This is a genomic window from Pseudomonas costantinii, from assembly GCF_001870435.1.
Taxonomy (GTDB): domain Bacteria; phylum Pseudomonadota; class Gammaproteobacteria; order Pseudomonadales; family Pseudomonadaceae; genus Aquipseudomonas; species Aquipseudomonas costantinii.
This window is the reverse complement of the sequence record NZ_MDDR01000065.1, coordinates 107528-123918: the sequence shown is the minus strand read 5'-3', so window position 1 is coordinate 123918 and position 16391 is coordinate 107528. Positions and strand designations below refer to the sequence as shown.

14 protein-coding genes are annotated in these 16391 nt (G+C 59.6%); 6 read left to right on the top strand and 8 right to left on the bottom strand.

Features of this window, described 5'->3' with window-relative positions; genetic code table 11:
• Positions 1–82 precede the first annotated feature (82 nt).
• Positions 83–865: a class I SAM-dependent methyltransferase gene (locus tag BFL40_RS30760; RefSeq protein WP_071487474.1), complete on the top strand. Its 783-nt coding sequence runs from the start codon at positions 83–85 to the stop codon at positions 863–865.
• Between the two features lie 44 nt (positions 866–909).
• On the opposite strand, the gene BFL40_RS30755 is transcribed toward BFL40_RS30760, so the two are convergent.
• Positions 910–1545 (bottom strand): TetR/AcrR family transcriptional regulator, encoded by a 636-nt coding sequence (locus BFL40_RS30755; protein WP_071487473.1) that lies wholly within the window; start codon positions 1543–1545, stop codon positions 910–912.
• A 93-nt stretch (positions 1546–1638) separates the two neighbouring features.
• Between BFL40_RS30755 and BFL40_RS30750 the strand changes: the two genes are divergently transcribed.
• From BFL40_RS30750 to BFL40_RS33965, 4 genes are all read left to right on the top strand, one after another.
• Positions 1639–2739 (top strand): efflux RND transporter periplasmic adaptor subunit, encoded by a 1101-nt coding sequence (locus BFL40_RS30750; protein WP_071487472.1) that lies wholly within the window; start codon positions 1639–1641, stop codon positions 2737–2739.
• Positions 2740–2745: 6 nt separating this feature from the next.
• Positions 2746–5811: an efflux RND transporter permease subunit gene (locus BFL40_RS30745; protein ID WP_071487471.1), complete on the top strand. Its 3066-nt coding sequence runs from the start codon at positions 2746–2748 to the stop codon at positions 5809–5811.
• 2 nt (positions 5812–5813) lie between these two features.
• Positions 5814–6407: a LysE family translocator gene (locus BFL40_RS30740; protein ID WP_071487470.1), complete on the top strand. Its 594-nt coding sequence runs from the start codon at positions 5814–5816 to the stop codon at positions 6405–6407.
• A 161-nt stretch (positions 6408–6568) separates the two neighbouring features.
• Positions 6569–6859: a hypothetical protein gene (locus BFL40_RS33965; RefSeq protein ID WP_139213526.1), complete on the top strand. Its 291-nt coding sequence runs from the start codon at positions 6569–6571 to the stop codon at positions 6857–6859.
• Positions 6860–6924: 65 nt separating this feature from the next.
• Here the strand turns inward: BFL40_RS33965 and BFL40_RS30730 are convergent, their stop codons facing one another.
• The 3 genes from BFL40_RS30730 to plsB are packed head-to-tail and all read right to left on the bottom strand — an operon-like array spanning position 6925 to position 10614.
• The gene (locus BFL40_RS30730) at positions 6925–7614 is read right to left on the bottom strand and encodes a DUF4197 domain-containing protein (protein WP_071487468.1); all 690 of its coding nucleotides are present in this window, start codon (positions 7612–7614) and stop codon (positions 6925–6927) included.
• Between the two features lie 27 nt (positions 7615–7641).
• The gene (locus BFL40_RS30725; RefSeq protein ID WP_071487467.1) at positions 7642–8043 is read right to left on the bottom strand and encodes a YbaY family lipoprotein; all 402 of its coding nucleotides are present in this window, start codon (positions 8041–8043) and stop codon (positions 7642–7644) included.
• Between the two features lie 51 nt (positions 8044–8094).
• Positions 8095–10614, bottom strand: coding sequence for a glycerol-3-phosphate 1-O-acyltransferase PlsB (gene plsB, locus BFL40_RS30720; RefSeq protein ID WP_071487466.1), 2520 nt, complete (start codon positions 10612–10614; stop codon positions 8095–8097).
• Positions 10615–10795: 181 nt separating this feature from the next.
• Here plsB and BFL40_RS30715 point away from each other — a divergent pair, with 181 nt between their 5' ends.
• Positions 10796–11005 (top strand): cold-shock protein, encoded by a 210-nt coding sequence (locus BFL40_RS30715; RefSeq protein ID WP_071487465.1) that lies wholly within the window; start codon positions 10796–10798, stop codon positions 11003–11005.
• 52 nt (positions 11006–11057) lie between these two features.
• Here BFL40_RS30715 and BFL40_RS30710 read toward each other — a convergent pair whose 3' ends face one another.
• The 4 genes from BFL40_RS30710 to BFL40_RS30695 form a co-directional block, all read right to left on the bottom strand.
• A complete protein-coding gene (locus BFL40_RS30710) occupies positions 11058–11435 on the bottom strand; it encodes a hypothetical protein (RefSeq protein WP_071487464.1) in 378 nt (125 codons plus the stop codon).
• A 70-nt stretch (positions 11436–11505) separates the two neighbouring features.
• Entirely contained in the window at positions 11506–12315 is an 810-nt protein-coding gene (locus tag BFL40_RS30705; protein ID WP_071487463.1) for a putative RNA methyltransferase, read from the bottom strand.
• A complete protein-coding gene (dapE, locus tag BFL40_RS30700; protein ID WP_071487462.1) occupies positions 12315–13466 on the bottom strand; it encodes a succinyl-diaminopimelate desuccinylase in 1152 nt (383 codons plus the stop codon). The genes BFL40_RS30705 and dapE overlap by 1 nt, the downstream gene beginning before the upstream one ends.
• 169 nt (positions 13467–13635) lie before the next feature.
• The gene (locus tag BFL40_RS30695; RefSeq protein WP_071487461.1) at positions 13636–16227 is read right to left on the bottom strand and encodes a glycosyltransferase; all 2592 of its coding nucleotides are present in this window, start codon (positions 16225–16227) and stop codon (positions 13636–13638) included.
• Between the last annotated feature and the right edge of the window lie 164 nt (positions 16228–16391).

Genomic DNA, 16391 nt, shown 5'->3' with positions numbered 1-16391 from the left:
GCTCAGCTCTGGCAAAATACCTGACTGTTGTTTTTATCGGCCGTTGTTTGCCGATCCTTAATATTTTTGAGCGTAGCGATTGATGAGCGAACAACCAGCGGCCAGCCGCATCCGGGTCGAGGCCTTGGCCGAAGGTTTCCAGGCGAGTGCCGAGCAATGGGCTACGCAGCTTGGCCTGCCTTTGCAGTTGGCGGACGCGGACTTTGCCCTGCAAGTCGGGGAGCACGGCCTACAGTTGCAGCAGCTCGGGCCTGACGCGCCGGGCCCTGTGCGTGTGGACTTTGTCGAAGGCGGCGCGGCGCATCGGCGTTTGTACGGTGGTGGCAGCGGGCAGATGATTGCCAAGGCCGTTGGCGTCGCCCAAGGCGTGCGCCCACGGGTGTTGGACGCTACGGCTGGTCTGGGCAAGGACGCATTCGTGCTGGCCAGCCTGGGCTGCGAGATGAGTCTGATCGAGCGTCAGCCGTTAATTGGTGCCCTGCTCGAAGACGGCCTGGCACGTGGCGCGAATGATTTTGAAGTGGCACCGATCGTGGCGCGCATGAAGTTGCTCAAGGGCAATTCCATCGAAGTGATGCTCAATTGGGAAGGCGAACCGCCTCAAGTGATCTACCTCGACCCAATGTTTCCTCATCGTGAGAAAACCGCCCTGGTAAAGAAGGAAATGCGCCTGTTTCGGCCGCTGGTAGGCGATGACCCGGACGCACCGGCGTTGCTGGCTGCCGCATTGGCCCTGGCCAGCCACCGCGTGGTGGTCAAGCGCCCGCGCAAGGCACCGTGTATTGAAGGGCCGAAGCCGAGCCATGCACTGGATGGGAAATCCAGCCGCTACGACATTTACCCGAAGAAAGCCCTCAAGCCCTGAATCATCGTGGGGTTTGAGAGCGCCATCGCAGGCAGCCTTAATCCTTAAGCTCGATAAGCCCGCATAAACAACCCCACCACATCCTGCACATGAGCTTCGGCGGCCTCTTCACTCAACTGCCCGCCGCAGCCATACAGCAAGCGGAAATTTGCCGTGCCCTTGAGCAGGCAGAAGAAGTGCTCGGCTGCCGTGAGCGGTTTGTCGATGCTTAGGGCGCCGCTCTGGTCGATCTTACTAAGCAGGCGCTCCATGCCTAGCAGCATGCGCATGGGGCCTGCCTCGAAAAAGATCTGTGAAAGTTTCACGTCCTGGTTGCCTGTGGTCATCATCAGGCGATGCAGGTTCACCGACTCCTCGCTGTTGATCAGCCGATGGAAGCCCCGTGCGATGTTCAGCAGCACGGTTTCCACGGGCATGCCGTCGGGCAGTTCGAAGTACATCACCGGCAACTGCTCCTCGCACTTGGCGACCACGGCAGCGGTGAACAAGGTCTCTTTGTCGGTGAAATGGCTGTAGACGGTCAGTTTCGACACGCCGGCCTCAAGGGCCACGGCATCCATGCTGGTACTGGCGTAGCCATTGCTCAAAAACAGGATTTTCGCTGCTTCGAGGATTGCCTGGCGTTTTGCCATGTCCTTGGGACGCCCGGGGCTAGTGGTGTTTACAGGATTGTCGGACATTTTCACCTTTAATACTGGACTGGCGAGTTTGGTATTAATAACATACCCGCCAGTATAATTATTCCTAGCTCCATTTGCGAAAGGTCCTTCAGCATGCGCAGCACTTTCCTGCCCCTTGCGTTGCCTGTCAGCCTGGTCTTCCTGTTGGCTGCCTGCGGCCATGAAGAAGCGGCCCAGACCACCATCCGTCCGGCCATGGTGGTGCAACCGCAGCCGTCGGCGCAGGCGATGGACAGCTACCCTGGCGAGGTGCGTGCGCGCTATGAGCCGGACCTGGCATTCCGCATCGGCGGCAAAGTCAGCAAGCGGCTGGTGGAGGAGGGCGAGCGGGTCAAGGCTAATCAGCCGTTGGCGGAGCTAGACCCCCAGGATGTGCGCCTGCAACTGGAGGCCACCCGCGCACAGGTCGCTGCCGCCGAGGCCAACCTGAGCCTGGTGCGTGCCGAACGTGATCGCTACAAGACCCTGATGGACCGTCAGATGGTCAGCCGTTCCCAGTACGACAATTCCGAAAACCTCTACCGATCCGGTGAAGCGCGCCTGAAGCAGATCAAGGCCGAGTTCGACGTGTCGAGCAACCAGGCCGGCTACGCCGTGCTGCGTGCGCCTCAGGACGGCGTAGTCGCCAAGCGCGCCGTGGAAGTGGGTCAGGTGGTGTCCGCCGGCCAAACCGTGTTTACCCTGGCCACTGATGGCGAGCGAGAAGTGTTGATCAGCCTGCCCGAGCAAGGCTTCGGCCGGTTCAAGATTGGCCAGCCGGTGTCGGTCGAATTGTGGAGCCAGCCGGACCAACGCTTTACTGGGCGCATTCGTGAACTATCTCCCGCAGCTGATCCGAAATCGCGCACTTTCGCCGCCCGTGTTGCGTTCACCGGCGGCAAAGTCCCTGCTGAGCTGGGCCAGAGCGCCCGCGTATTCGTACAGGCTGACGGCGTGATTCCACTGTCGGTGCCGCTGTCTGCCCTCAGTGCGGAGAACGGTGTGTCCTACGTCTGGCGTGTGCAACCCGACAACACGCTTAAGCGCACCTCGGTACGTATCGGCGCGTTCGGTGAAAAAACCGTACCGGTATTGGAAGGTTTGACGCCCACCGATTGGGTAATCGCTGCGGGCGTGCATGTACTCCACGAGGGCCAGCAAGTGCGCCCGGTGGATCGCTCCAACCGAGTAGTGAATCTGGCGGCCAAGGAGTAGTCCCCGATGGGTTTCAATCTTTCCGAATGGGCGCTGCGTAATCGCCAGATCGTACTGTTCCTGATGATCCTGCTGGCCGTGGTTGGCACCTTGTCTTACACCAAGCTGGGACAAAGCGAAGACCCGCCATTCACCTTCAAGGCCATGGTAATCAAGACCAATTGGCCCGGGGCCACCGCCCAGGAAGTCTCACGCCAGGTCACCGAGCGTATCGAGAAAAAACTGATGGAGACCGGTGACTATGAGCGCATCGTCTCCTTTTCGCGTCCCGGTGAATCCCAGGTCACCTTTATGGCCCGCGACTCGATGCACTCGGCGCAGATTCCGGACTTGTGGTACCAGGTGCGCAAGAAGATCAGCGACATTCGCCAGACCTTGCCGCCGGATATCCAGGGGCCGTTTTTCAACGATGAGTTCGGCACCACCTTTGGCAACATCTACGCCCTGACCGGCGATGGCTTTGACTACGCGGTGCTCAAGGACTACGCCGATCGTATCCAGATTCAACTGCAGCGCGTGCCGGACGTGGGCAAGGTCGAGTTACTTGGCCTACAGGACGAGAAGATCTGGATCGAGCTGTCCAACCTCAAGCTCGCGACCCTCGGCCTGCCATTGGCTGCAGTGCAGCAGGCATTGCAGGAACAGAACGCCGTTTCCACCGCGGGCTTCTTTGAAACCCCGACTGAGCGCGTGCAACTGCGGGTGTCGGGCAACTTCAAGACGGTGGAGGAGATCCGTAACTTCCCGATTCGTGTAGGTGACCGCACCTTCCGTATCGGCGACGTGGCCGACATCCATCGCGGCTTCAACGACCCACCGGCACCGCGCATGCGTTACATGGGCGCGGATGCCATCGGCCTGGCCGTGGCCATGCGTGACGGCGGCGACATCCTGGTTCTGGGCAAGGCCCTCGAAGGTGAATTCGCACGCTTGCAGAAGAACCTTCCGGCAGGCATGGAGTTGCGCAAAGTGTCGGACCAACCGGCAGCGGTGAAAACCAGCGTCGGAGAATTCGTCCAGGTACTGGCCGAGGCATTGGCCATCGTACTGCTGGTGAGTTTCTTCTCCCTCGGTGTGCGCACTGGCATGGTGGTGGCCCTGGCGATTCCGCTGGTGCTGGCAATGACGTTTGCCACCATGTATTACCTTGGCATCGGCCTGCACAAGATTTCCCTTGGCGCGTTGGTGCTGGCCCTGGGCTTGCTGGTGGACGACGCCATCATTGCCGTTGAAATGATGGCGATCAAAATGGAGCAGGGCTACGACCGGCTTAAAGCTGCGAGTTTTGCCTGGACCAGTACCGCGTTCCCGATGCTCACCGGCACGTTGATCACGGCGGCGGGCTTCTTGCCGATTGCCACCGCGCAATCGAGCACCGGTGAATACACCCGCTCGATCTTTCAAGTGGTGACCATCGCGTTGCTGGCCTCGTGGGTTGCTGCTGTAGTGTTCGTGCCGTACTTGGGGGAAAAACTCCTGCCGGACCTGGCGAAGATTCATGCCGCCAAACACGGCACCGACGGCCCCGATCCCTACGGCACTCCCTTCTACCAGCGGGTAAGACGTTTGGTCGAATGGTGCGTGCGTCGACGCAAAACCGTGATCGTCCTGACCCTGCTGCTGTTTATCGGCTCGGTCGCGTTGTTCCGCTTTGTGCCGCAACAGTTCTTCCCAGCTTCCGGGCGTCTGGAGTTGATGGTCGACTTGAAACTGGCCGAAGGCGCCTCCCTGAGCAACACGGCCGACCAGGTCAAGCGCCTCGAAGCGATGCTCAAGGAGCACGCGGGCATCGAGAACTATGTGGCCTATGTCGGTACTGGTTCACCGCGTTTCTACTTGCCTCTCGATCAGCAACTGCCAGCCGCCAGCTTCGCCCAGTTTGTCGTCTTGGCTAAAACCATAGAGGAACGTGAAAGCCTGCGCACTTGGTTGATCGAAACCCTTAACGAACAATTTCCCGACCTGCGCTCGCGCGTTACGCGCCTGGAAAACGGCCCGCCCGTGGGTTACCCGGTGCAGTTTCGCGTGACCGGCGAGCACATCGAAGAAGTCCGCGCCCTGGCGCGCAAAGTGGCGGCCAAGGTTCGCGAAAATACCCACGTGGTCAACGTGCACCTGGACTGGGAGGAACCGAGCAAAATCGTCTACCTGAATATCGACCAGGACCGCGCCCGAGCCCTTGGCGTGAGTACTGCCAACCTGTCGAAATTCCTGCAGAGTTCATTGACCGGCTCCAGTGTCAGCCAGTACCGGGAGGACAACGAGTTGATCGAAATCCTCCTGCGCGGCACCGTGCATGAACGCACCGAGTTGTCGTTGCTGCCAAGCCTGGCGGTGCCGACCGACAACGGTAAAAGCATAGCTCTGTCGCAAATCGCTACCCTCGAATACGGCTTCGAAGAGGGCGTTATTTGGCGCCGCAACCGCTTGCCGACGGTCACTGTCCGCGCCGATATCTATGGCAAGGAACAACCGGCGACCCTGGTTCAGCAAATCCTGCCAACCCTCGAAGGCGTGCGCGCCGAACTGCCGGATGGTTACTTGTTGGAGGTTGGCGGCACCGTCGAGGATTCCGCACGCGGCCAGAACTCGGTCAAGGCCGGGGTACCGCTGTTTATCGTGGTGGTACTGACGTTGCTGATGCTGCAACTGCGCAGTTTCTCACGCACGGCGATGGTGTTTCTGACGGCGCCGCTGGGCTTGATCGGAGTGACCTTGTTCCTGCTGGTATTCCGCCAACCGTTCGGTTTCGTCGCCATGCTGGGGACCATCGCCCTGTCGGGGATGATCATGCGTAACTCGGTGATCCTGGTGGATCAGATTGAACAGGACATCAAGGCTGGCCTGGCACCGTGGCAAGCGATAATCGAGGCCACCGTCCGACGTTTCCGGCCGATTGTTCTTACGGCCCTCGCAGCGGTGCTGGCGATGATTCCGCTGTCACGTAGTGTGTTCTTCGGGCCTATGGCTGTGGCGATCATGGGGGGCTTGATTGTGGCGACGGCGTTGACCCTACTGTTCCTTCCGGCCCTGTATGCTGCGTGGTTCCGAGTGAGGAAGGACGTCGCGTAATCATGTTGGCCACCGTTTCAGCCCTGATGTTGTTACTGCTCGCCCCTGGCCCGACCAACACCCTGTTGTTTCGTGCCGGGGTGTTGTTCGGGTATAGGGCTTCATGGACGCTAGCTTTTATCGAGTGCCTGGCGTACCTGTTGCAGGTGTCGGTGTGGGGCGTGGCGTTGCTTTATCTGGCAACGTATTCGCCATGGGCGCTGAAAGCCACGCAACTGGCAGCGGCCTGTTACTTGTTATATGTCTCGTTCAAGCTGTGGCAACGCAAAAACAGCGCAGCAGATCCGAGCCACGACCGTTTTTCCGGGCTGTATTTTTTCTGGCTCACCGTGATGAACCCCAAAGGCTTGTTGATCGTTTCGTTTATCGCACCGATCAGTGCATTTGCCACGTTGCAAGGCTATGCCGGGTTCATGACCACGTTGGCATTGGTGGTAATCCCGGTAGGTTCTGCCTGGATAGTTCTAGGCAGTCGCTTTGAAGGGATTCAAAAGGCGTGGCTCACGCCGTTGAAGATCAACCGGGCAACCTCTATTGCCATCTGCTGTTTTGCCACGATCATGATGGGACGACTGGCTGATTCGGTTATTCACTGACCCCGTCTGGTGGCTGATTTACATACCGATGCAAACAGCCTTCGGAACACTTGGAACGTTCGCTTTTTTCACTCCACTCAGAATTGCCTGATGGACAGGCACAGGTTTCGGCTTCGCCAGTTGGCGGTCGGACCTATTTCGATGAGTTTACGGAGTGTCAGATGTCTTTTTTTAATGCCATTGTTAATTTCAAAATTGCGCTTATCGAGGCTTTGGTGGGCAATAATTTGCCTCACAAAGGTATTGAGGCCGCGAAGCCCCAGGCGTCGGGGTATGGAAAGCCCGGCCATCACCATCACCATCACCACCATCACCGTCCTCATTCAAGTCAGCCGGGGTTTAACTATCCGCAGCCCACTCAGCCAGTTTACGGCAAGCCGCACCCACACCCGGTCAGTGAGCATCAATTGCCCAGCCAGCCTTTGTATCCGATTTGTTCGCTGAGTCGCTAAGAGGCTAGCGTAAGACAGCTGCGTCCAGGCTGTGATAAGCAACCTGGACGCAGTGAGGGAGGGGGTTACAGTGCGCCAAATACCTTCTTCGCCAGGCTGGTGGCCGCAGCCGCCGGGTTCTTGCGAATGGTTTCTTCCTGTTGCGCAATCATCTTGAACAGGCCGTCCAAGGCTTGCTCGGTCACGTAGCTTTCGATGTTGGCGCTTTTGGCGTCCAGCGCACCAAAGGTCGCGGCCTTGCCGGCCAGGGCGTTGTACTGCTGGGCTACGCCCACCTTGTCGGTGGCAGCCTTGACGATCGGCAGGAACTTGGCGCGGATCTCTTCGCGGCTGCTTTTGTTCAGGTATTGCGTCGCCGAGTCCTGGCCACCGGTGAGGATGCCCTTGGCGTCAGTCACGCTCATGTTTTTCACAGCGTTTACAAGGATCGGTTGCGCCTGGGTCACGGCCGACTCTGCCGCTTTGTTCATGCTGGTTTCCAGTTGTGTGACCTGGTCGCCCATACCGAACATTTTCAGCTTGTCGGCCACTTTGCCCAGCTTGCCTGGCAGGCCAATCTTCACTTCAGGGTTGTTGCTGAAACCACCGGGTACGCCCAGTTGTTTCACGGCGATTTGTGCGCCTTGGGTGAGTGCATCCTTGAGGCCACCGCTGGCGTCGCCTTGGGACAGGCTGCCAAGATCCAGGGCCATGGCGTTGGCACCGAGCAGCAGGCCGGCACACAGGGCAGTGAGACGAAGGGAATTACGGAACATGGGCGCTTCCTTTTGATCTGGAAATAATCAGTGTGCGACCGCATCAACCCGCAGACGCAACGGTTGTGGGTCTTGGCCGTTGAGCTGCACAGAGTGCCGTTCGGTGGTAATAAACAGTAGCTTGCCATCCAGCTCGATGCGAGCGCTCACCGAATAACTATGGCCGGGCTTGATCTGAGTTGGGTCGTAGCTCAGGTGAAACGGCAGTGGCACCTGGCCTTTTACCGGACCTTTCTGTTCGGCGAGGGTCACGGCCGGGGCGTCCATCAGCGACACGTCTTGCAGGCTGACGCTCAGCGTGGCAGCGGGCGGCAGGGCGATCCGTTGCAGATAGAACACTTCGCCGTCGAGGCTGGCCTTGGGTGCGGGGTTCATCGATTGGCAGGCTCCGAGCAGGGCGGTCAGGCCCAGGAGGATGATCTTTTTCATGGTACAGCTCCTTTTCAACGGCGCCGGCATCCAACCGACGCCTTTTTAAATCTAGCGGACTTCTTCAGGATTGAGCGCTTCAGGTTCGGCCGGTGCTTCTGCTGCGCCATCGACGCGGTGCAAGGCTACCTGGCGAATCGACAGGCGAATTTCGGCCGGCAACACACGCTTGGCGGCACCCTCGGCCAGTTCTCCGAGCAGATCGTGATAGCTCAACTTACCGGCTTCATCGCGGCGCAGCACATCTTGCTCCAGCAACGTCTGGATAAAATGTCGGAAAAGACTCTTGTCGAAGAACTCCGGGGCGTTGAGACCATGCAGGATCGACAGGCGCTGGGCCATGATCGTGCACAGGTCTTCCAACTCTTCGGCGCTGATACTGTTTTGGCCGCTGTTGAGCAGCAGCGAGATCGCCATATAGAAGCGTTGCAAGGTCTGGGCGATGCTCTTGGACAGCAGCGTCAGCAGCACAAAGTGCCGTGAACTCGGTGCCGGGCGCAGGTACACCGCGTTTTCGAAGCGCAGCAGGCCTTGTTCGACAAACGCCTCCAGCCATTGGTCGACCACCGCGTCCAGCTCCTCCAGCGACCAGCGGATAAACAGCTCCGATTGCAGGTACGGATACAGCGCGCGCGTATAGCGAAGGATCTGTTCGCGGCTCATTCGCGAACTGCTCTGGAAGAAGCTTGCCAGCAACGCCGGCAGGGCAAAGATATGCAGCACGTTGTTACGGTAGTAGGTCATCAGGACGGCGTTTTGCTCGTCCAGGTACAGAATTTTGCCCAGGGCGTCGCTCTGTTCCGACAGCAGATCCATGTCCTTGACGTGCTTGATCAGCGCCAGTCCATCGCCCTCGGGCAGCGTGGTGTGAGGTGAGTACGGCACGCGGCGCAGCAGCGCCAGGTACAGGTCCAGTTGGCGCGCCATGGCTTGCTCATCCAAGGCCAGACGTGTGGTGGACAGCAGCGCTAGGGCCACCAGGTTCACCGGATTGACCGCCGCCGCCTCGTTCAAGTGGCGCGCCACCTTTTCGCCGAGGCGGTTGGTGGTTTCATTGAGCCACGCCGGTTTGTAGTTCGGGCCTAGCTCCTGGGCGCGCCAGTCTGGTTGTTCACTGTCGAGGAATTGCGCCAGCTTGATCGGTTCGCCGAAGTTGACCGCGACCTGGCCAAAGCGCTGCTTGAGTGCGCCGACCACTTTGAAAATATCGAAGATCGATTCTTTTTTCTTGCTCGCGCCGCGCAATTCGCCGAGGTAGGTGCGGCCTTCGAGCACGCGCTCATAGCCGATATACACCGGCACGAACACGATCGGCATGCGCGAGGAGCGCAGGAAACTGCGCAGGGTAATCGCCAACATCCCGGTTTTCGGTTGCAGCATGCGCCCGGTGCGCGAGCGGCCGCCTTCGACGAAGTATTCCACCGGGAAGCCCTTGGTGAACAAGGTGTGCAGGTATTCGTTGAACACCGAAGTGTAGAGCGGGTTGCCCTTGAAGGTGCGGCGCATGAAAAACGCACCGCCACGGCGCAGTAGGCTGCCGATCACCGGCATGTTGAGGTTGATCCCGGCGGCGATGTGCGGCGGGGTCAGGCCATTTTTGAACAGCAGGTAGGACAGCAGCAGGTAGTCAATGTGGCTACGGTGGCAAGGCACATAGATCACCTCGTAACCCTGGGCAACCTTTTGCACACCTTCGATGTTATTGACCTTGATGCCGTCGTAGATCTTGTTCCAGAACCAGCTCAGCACCACTTCCAGGAAGCGAATCGCGGTGTAGGTGTAGTCCGAGGCAATCTCGTTGCCATAGCGCAGGGCTTGGGCCTTGGCCTTTTCCGGGGAGATTTTTTCCCGTTCGGCTTCATCCAGGATGGCTTGTCGCACCAGTGGCATGTTCACCAGGCCTTTCACCAGATTGCGGCGGTGGGACAAATCGGGGCCGATTACCGCGGTCTTCAGGTTGCGAAAGTGCACCCGCAGGATGCGCTGGGCCATACGCACGGTGCGTTCGTGGCCTTTATTGTGCTCGATCAATTCACGCAGGTTGATAGGCGCGGAGAATTGCACACGGGTCTTGCGACCGAGGATCAGGATACTCAGCAACCGGCGCAGGCGCCCGGTCACGGCCCAGCTGTCGGCGAACAGCAGCTTCCACGGGCTGGACTCGCTCTCGGGCGACTGCCCCCAGAACACGCTGACCGGAATGATTTGTGCATTCTCTTCGACGTGCTCGGTCAGGGTGTTGACCAGGCGGGTCAGGGTGGGCGGCGCGCCGCGTTTGTCCTGGCGGCCGAGCCAATCCGGTTCCGGCGTGAGGTAGAAGAACGCCGCAGGTTCCATCAGCGTGCCAACCGATACCGGCAGCACCGGGCGCGGCAGGCCGGCCTTGGTGCATTCGGTATCGACCACGGCCAATTCGGTGAGGGAAGGCGATTGCAGGACGTAGAACACCGGCCGGCTGCGGTCGAGGTTAAGGGTTAGGGACGACTGGTTGATCGTCTCCGAGCGAACCCAGAGGTACAACAGTCGGCGCAAGGTGCCAAACACCAGACGGCGAAACGGGGAGCGGGTCATAGGCGTGCTGCTTCAAGTGGAAAAAACCGAGCAGGCGCTCGGGCGGGTAGTGTGCCGTATTCGCCGAAAATCGGCAAAAAAGCAGCGATGTAAACTTGAGTTGATCGTTTTTGAGCCTGTCTTATACTCGGCAGTTCAATGCGAGCGACTCAACAATAAAAAGCATGTGGGAGTAAGACAAATGGCAACGCGCGAAACCGGCAGTGTGAAGTGGTTCAACGATGCAAAAGGCTATGGTTTTATTCAACGCGAAGACGGCAAGGATGTGTTTGTGCACTACCGCGCCATTCGCGGTGACGGCCACCGCTCTCTGGCTGAAGGCCAGCAGGTGGAGTACGCCGTGGTGACCGGCGAGAAGGGGTTGCAGGCGGAGGATGTGGTAGGTCTGTGAACCCATGTTGATCGTACCCACGCTCTGCGTGGGAACGATCTTCAGTTTTAAATCAGGCAGTTTTCCAGGTGATTTGCTCTTCACCGTCTTCGCTGATACGAATCCAGGTGTCAGCGCTTTCCTCACCTTCTTCCTCCACCCAACTGCCCGGCGCGCAACGCACTTCAACGTTCAGCGCGGCAAACGCGGCGCGGGCGCAGGCGACGTCGTCGTCCCACGGGGTCTGGTCGCTTTCCAGATACAGGCTGTTCCATTTTCCTACTGCTTTAGGCAGCCAGGTGACGGGTACGCTGCCGGCCTTGCACTTGTAGGTTTGACCCCTCTGGACCCAGTCGGTGCACGGGCCCAACGCGGCGCCCAGCCAGGCGGAGACGGCTTTGTGATCGACGTCGGCGTCCTTCAGGTAAATCTCGATATCAGGTTGGCGCATGGATGTTCCTCGTTGCGGGATTCGAAAATCCATTCGCGGATTCAGGGTGGGCGTAGCGCCCGAAAATCGGTTATTGAAGCACGAAATAATCGTAGCGCATCGACACAGTGACCCGCAGCGGCTCGGCCGCCTCGATCACTTCGGTACGACGCTCGGCACTGGCACGCCAGCCATGGGGCGTCATCGCCAGCAGATTGGCGCGGTCTTCGGGCTCGGCCAGGCTCAGCGTGAACTCAAGTGTTTCGCTGTGCGCAAGGCTCATGCCGTCCGGCACCAGGGCCAGATGCTTGTCGTCGGTGTACTCGCGCACTTCGTCGTACAGGCGTTCGCGCAGTTCCATCAAGTGGCCGGCGGTCGGGCCAACTTTCATCAAGCCGCCGCCGGGGCTGAGCAAGCGTTTGGCCTCTTGCCAGTCCAGAGGGCTGAACACGCTGGCGAGGAACTGGCAACTGGCATCGGCCAATGGCACACGTGCCATGCTGGCGATCAACCAGGTCAGTGCCGGGTTGCGTTTGCAGGCACGCTTGACTGCTTCTTTGGAGATATCCAGCGCGTAGCCATCGGCGTGAGGCAGGGCATCGGCGATTTGCGCGGTGTAGTAACCCTCGCCACAACCGATATCCACCCAGCGCTGCGGCGCACGTTCTGCGGCAAGCTCGGCCAGGCGCTTGGCCACCGGGGCGTAGTGCCCGGCGTTGAGGAAGTCGCGACGCGCCTCGACCATGGCGAGGTTGTCGCCCGGGTCGCGGCTGTTTTTGTGCTGCACCGGCAACAGGTTCAGGTAACCCTGGCGCGCGCGGTCAAAACGGTGCCCGACCGGGCACACCACGCCATTGTCCACCGCGTTGAGCGGTGCGCTGCAAATGGGACAAGCAAGCATCAGGCGAGCAACTTGATCAGGGTTTGGTAATAGATTTCGGTCAGCACATCGAGGTCACTGGCCAGGATGCGTTCGTTGACTTGATGGATCGTCGCGTTGACCGGGCCCAACTCCACGACTTGAGTACCGAGGGTGGCGATAAAACGGCCATCGGATGTACCGCCGCTGGTGGATGCTTTGGTTTCACGACCGGTAATTGCCTTGATACTGGCCGATACCGCATCCAGCAGAGCGCCCGGCTCGGTGAGGAACGGCAGGCCTGACAAGGCCCACTCCACGTGCCAGTCCAGGCCATGCTTGTCGAGAATCGCCGCAACGCGCTGTTGCAGGCCTTCGACAGTAGATTCGGTGGAGAAACGGAAGTTGAACACTGCCGTCAGGTCACCCGGAATCACGTTAGTGGCGCCGGTACCGGAGTTCAGGTTGGAAATCTGGAAGCTGGTCGGTGGGAAGAAGGTATTGCCGTCATCCCAATGCTCGGCGGCCAGTTCGGCCAGGGCCGGTGCGGCCAGGTGGATCGGGTTCTTCGCCAAGTGCGGGTAGGCCACGTGGCCTTGTACTCCGCGTACGGTCAGGGTGGCGCCGAGGGAGCCACGACGGCCATTTTTGACTACGTCGCCAACTAGGCTGGTGCTCGACGGTTCGCCGACGATGCACCAGTCCAGGCGTTCCTTGCGTGCCGCCAGGCGTTCGATCACAGCTTTGGTGCCGTGGTGCGCCGGGCCTTCTTCATCGCTGGTGATCAGGAAGGCGACCGAGCCTTTGTGGTCCGGGTAGTCGGTGACGAAACGTTCCGATGCCACCAGCATTGCGGCCAGGCTGCCTTTCATGTCCGCCGCGCCACGGCCGCAGAGCATGCCGTTCTCGTCGATCAGCGCGTTGAACGGGTCGTTTTGCCAGGCTGTCACCGGACCGGTCGGTACCACGTCGGTGTGGCCGGCGAAACACAGTACGGGGCCTTCATGCTTGCCGTGCGTGGCCCAAAAGTTGTCCACGTCTTCAATGCGCATGGGTTCAAGCGCAAAACCTGCGTCGCCCAGGCGCTGCATCATCAGCTTCTGGCAATCGGCGTCGATCGGTGTCACCGAGGGGCGGCGGATCAGGTCGATAGCGAGTTGGAGGGTCGGCGAAAGGTCGGCATGGGCCGTCATGGGAAAACTCCGGAAAGCGTGTGATGGGCGCAGGACGAATGTGGAATACAGAACCTGAAGCCGCACAGACCCAATGTGGGAGCAGGGCTAGGCCAAGTCTTACAAAACGGCCGTTATCTTATAGCAAAACGGCGGCCAGAGGCCGCCGTTTAGTGCATTGCGCAAGTTTTTACGCGGCTGGCTCAGGTTCCGGTGCCGCCGCCGGTTTAGGCAACGAGGAGAGGAACGCCATGATCAACGCCGCTACGTACGGCAGCGATTGCACCAGCAGCATCACCACCCAGAAGCGTATGTCATTGCTTGGCAGGCCTTGCACCAGGTAGATCCCCAGCGCCGCGCCCCACAACAGCAGCATGATGAACATTTCTTCGCGGGCTTCGGAGATCGCTACCCAGAAGCCGTGGTTATCCGCGTTTTTCGGTGTACGAAAGAACGGAATACTGGTGGTGAAGAAGCCATACAGCACGGCCTTGGCGATCGTGTGAGACAACGCCAACCCAGCCAAGGCCGCGCAGAACGCATCCTTGAGGTTCACGCCCACCGCACGGCGGTAGAGGAAGATGATCTTGCCGACCTTGAACACGAACAGTGCCAACGGCGGGATCGCGAAAATCAGCAGCGGTGGGTCAACACGGGTCGGCACGATGATCATCGCCGCCGACCACAACAGGGCGCCGACGGTGAAGAAGATGTTCATGCCATCCGCCACCCACGGCAGCCAGCCCGCGAGGAAGTGGTAACGCTGGCCACGGGTCAGCTCGGTGTCCTTGCCGCGCAACAGGCTCGCAGTATGGCGCTTGATGATCTGAATCGCTCCGTAGGCCCAGCGGAAACGCTGTTTCTTGAAGTCGATAAAGGTATCCGGCATCAGACCTTTGCCGTAGCTGTCATGGTAATAGGCCGCCGACAGGCCTTTCTCGAACACGCGCAGGCCCAGTTCAGCGTCTTCGCAGATGCACCAGTCAGCCCAACCCAGCTCTTCAAGCACCGAGCGACGGGTCATGGTCATAGTGCCGTGCTGGATGATCGCGTCACGGTCGTTACGGGTGACCATACCGATGTGGAAGAAGCCCTTGTACTCCGCGTAGCAGAGCTTTTTGAAGGTGCTTTCGTTCTGGTCGCGGTAATCCTGCGGCGACTGCACCACGGCGATTTTCGGATCGGCGAAGTGCGGCACCATGTGCTTGAGCCAGTTCGGCGACACGCAGTAGTCCGAGTCGATCACCGCGATCACTTCGGCGTCCTTGGCAGTGTGCGGGATCAGGTAGTTCAGCGCGCCGCCCTTGAAACCGGCCAGGGGCGAGACGTGGAAGAACTTGAAGCGCGGGCCCAGTGTTTCGCAGTAGTCGCGCACGGGCTCCCACACGGCCGGATCCTTGGTGTTGTTGTCGATGATCAGGACTTCGAAGTCCGGGTAATCGAGGGCGGCCAGCGCGTCGAGGGTCTGTTTGACCATTTCCGGCGGCTCGTTGTAGCACGGCACATGGATCGAGACTTTCGGGCGGTAGTCCGAATCTCCTTCGACCGGCAGGAATTCACGCCGGCGCTTGTGGGTCCATACCGCTTCCGCTAACTCGTGGGCCTCGGTCAGCAATACGATAAACACGCCCAGGGCGCCGAGTGCCAGCAAGATACCGACGGTCACGCTGAACCATGTGCTGTATTGCTGGCTGTAGTCGTAGCCGATCCACACCAACACCGAGCCGCAGAGGAACGCGATAAAGGTCAGGAAGGTCCGACCACGCTGACGCAGGGCCGAGCCATCGATCATCAGCAACGTCAGGGACAACAGTGCCAGCACCACCGAACCGATGGCCAGCACGCGCCATTGCGGGATCGCGACCACCGGGCCTTCAAAGTTGAATTTCTGCTGACGCGCGGCGTTGTACACGCCCCAATAAGCGCCCGCCGAGCCTTCATCGCTGACTTTCCACGGCTGGTCGAACGCCTCAATCACGAAGTAGTTGTAGCCTTGGCGGTTCAACTTGTTCACCAGCGTACGCAGGTAAATCGCCTGGTCTGCCGGGGACGTTTCATTGCCACCGCGCATGCGCCCGTTACTCGGCCAGCCAACTTCCGACAGCAGCAGCGGCTTTTTCGGGAACAGTTTCTTCAGATCCCTGGCGCGGTCGAGTACGTACTGGCCGGCCTTGTCCATCGGGATAAACTCCCAGAACGGCAGGATGTGCGCGGCGATCAGATCGACGTGCTTGGCCAGTTGGGGGTTCTTTTCCCAGATGTGCCATTGCTCGGAGGTGGTCACCGGTACTTTCACGGCGGCGCGCACCCGGTCCAGCAACACTATCAGCGCTTCCGGGGTGATTTCTTCACGGAACAACGCTTCGTTGCCGACCACTACCCGCACGACGCTGCGCGAGCTGTTGGCCAGTTCGATGGCGCGCTGGATTTCGCGTTCGTTACGCTCCAGGTCCGGGCTGATCCAGATACCCAGGGTCACCCGCAGGCCGAACTCTTCCGCCAGCTTGGGGATATCCCCCAGGGTGCCGTCGACCGAGTAGGTACGGATGTTGTCCGTCATCTTGCTCATGATCGCAAGATCCTGGCGCATCTGGTCGTCGGTCGGGTACTGGTCTTTTTGCGGGAACTGGCCTTGCTGGAACGGCGAGTACGAAAACCCGGAGATCTGTTCAGGCCAGTTAGGGGTAGTGACTGGGCGGTTGATCAGCGCCCAGAAGCCGGTGAACAGCGCGGCAATTGCCAGCACGATCACCAGGTTGAGTCCAAATTTACGCGATGCCATGGCTATTTCGGGTTCCAAAGGGTGTGGAACGAAAAGAGGTGTCGGCCTACGCCGAACGGCGCGCATCCTACACCGGCCCTTCCCTGAGCGTACAGCAGACTGAGAAAAGCCGGACGTTAGTCAGCGAATGTTCACCTAAGTTCTTTACTTGTAGCTTGAAGCTT

What these genes read in the sequence shown, in the direction of transcription:
- BFL40_RS30705 (WP_071487463.1), bottom strand. Translation starts at nt 12,315, where the DNA reads ATGCTTGCTTGTCCCATTTGCAGCGCACCGCTCAACGCGGTGGACAAT.
- BFL40_RS30745 (WP_071487471.1), top strand. Translation starts at nt 2,746, where the DNA reads ATGGGTTTCAATCTTTCCGAATGGGCGCTGCGTAATCGCCAGATCGTA.
- BFL40_RS30760 (WP_071487474.1), top strand. Translation starts at nt 83, where the DNA reads ATGAGCGAACAACCAGCGGCCAGCCGCATCCGGGTCGAGGCCTTGGCC.
- BFL40_RS33965 (WP_139213526.1), top strand. Translation starts at nt 6,569, where the DNA reads ATGTCTTTTTTTAATGCCATTGTTAATTTCAAAATTGCGCTTATCGAG.
- BFL40_RS30715 (WP_071487465.1), top strand. Translation starts at nt 10,796, where the DNA reads ATGGCAACGCGCGAAACCGGCAGTGTGAAGTGGTTCAACGATGCAAAA.
- BFL40_RS30730 (WP_071487468.1), bottom strand. Translation starts at nt 7,614, where the DNA reads ATGTTCCGTAATTCCCTTCGTCTCACTGCCCTGTGTGCCGGCCTGCTG.
- BFL40_RS30750 (WP_071487472.1), top strand. Translation starts at nt 1,639, where the DNA reads ATGCGCAGCACTTTCCTGCCCCTTGCGTTGCCTGTCAGCCTGGTCTTC.
- plsB (WP_071487466.1), bottom strand. Translation starts at nt 10,614, where the DNA reads ATGACCCGCTCCCCGTTTCGCCGTCTGGTGTTTGGCACCTTGCGCCGA.
- BFL40_RS30755 (WP_071487473.1), bottom strand. Translation starts at nt 1,545, where the DNA reads ATGTCCGACAATCCTGTAAACACCACTAGCCCCGGGCGTCCCAAGGAC.
- BFL40_RS30740 (WP_071487470.1), top strand. Translation starts at nt 5,814, where the DNA reads ATGTTGGCCACCGTTTCAGCCCTGATGTTGTTACTGCTCGCCCCTGGC.
- BFL40_RS30695 (WP_071487461.1), bottom strand. Translation starts at nt 16,227, where the DNA reads ATGGCATCGCGTAAATTTGGACTCAACCTGGTGATCGTGCTGGCAATT.
- BFL40_RS30725 (WP_071487467.1), bottom strand. Translation starts at nt 8,043, where the DNA reads ATGAAAAAGATCATCCTCCTGGGCCTGACCGCCCTGCTCGGAGCCTGC.
- dapE (WP_071487462.1), bottom strand. Translation starts at nt 13,466, where the DNA reads ATGACGGCCCATGCCGACCTTTCGCCGACCCTCCAACTCGCTATCGAC.
- BFL40_RS30710 (WP_071487464.1), bottom strand. Translation starts at nt 11,435, where the DNA reads ATGCGCCAACCTGATATCGAGATTTACCTGAAGGACGCCGACGTCGAT.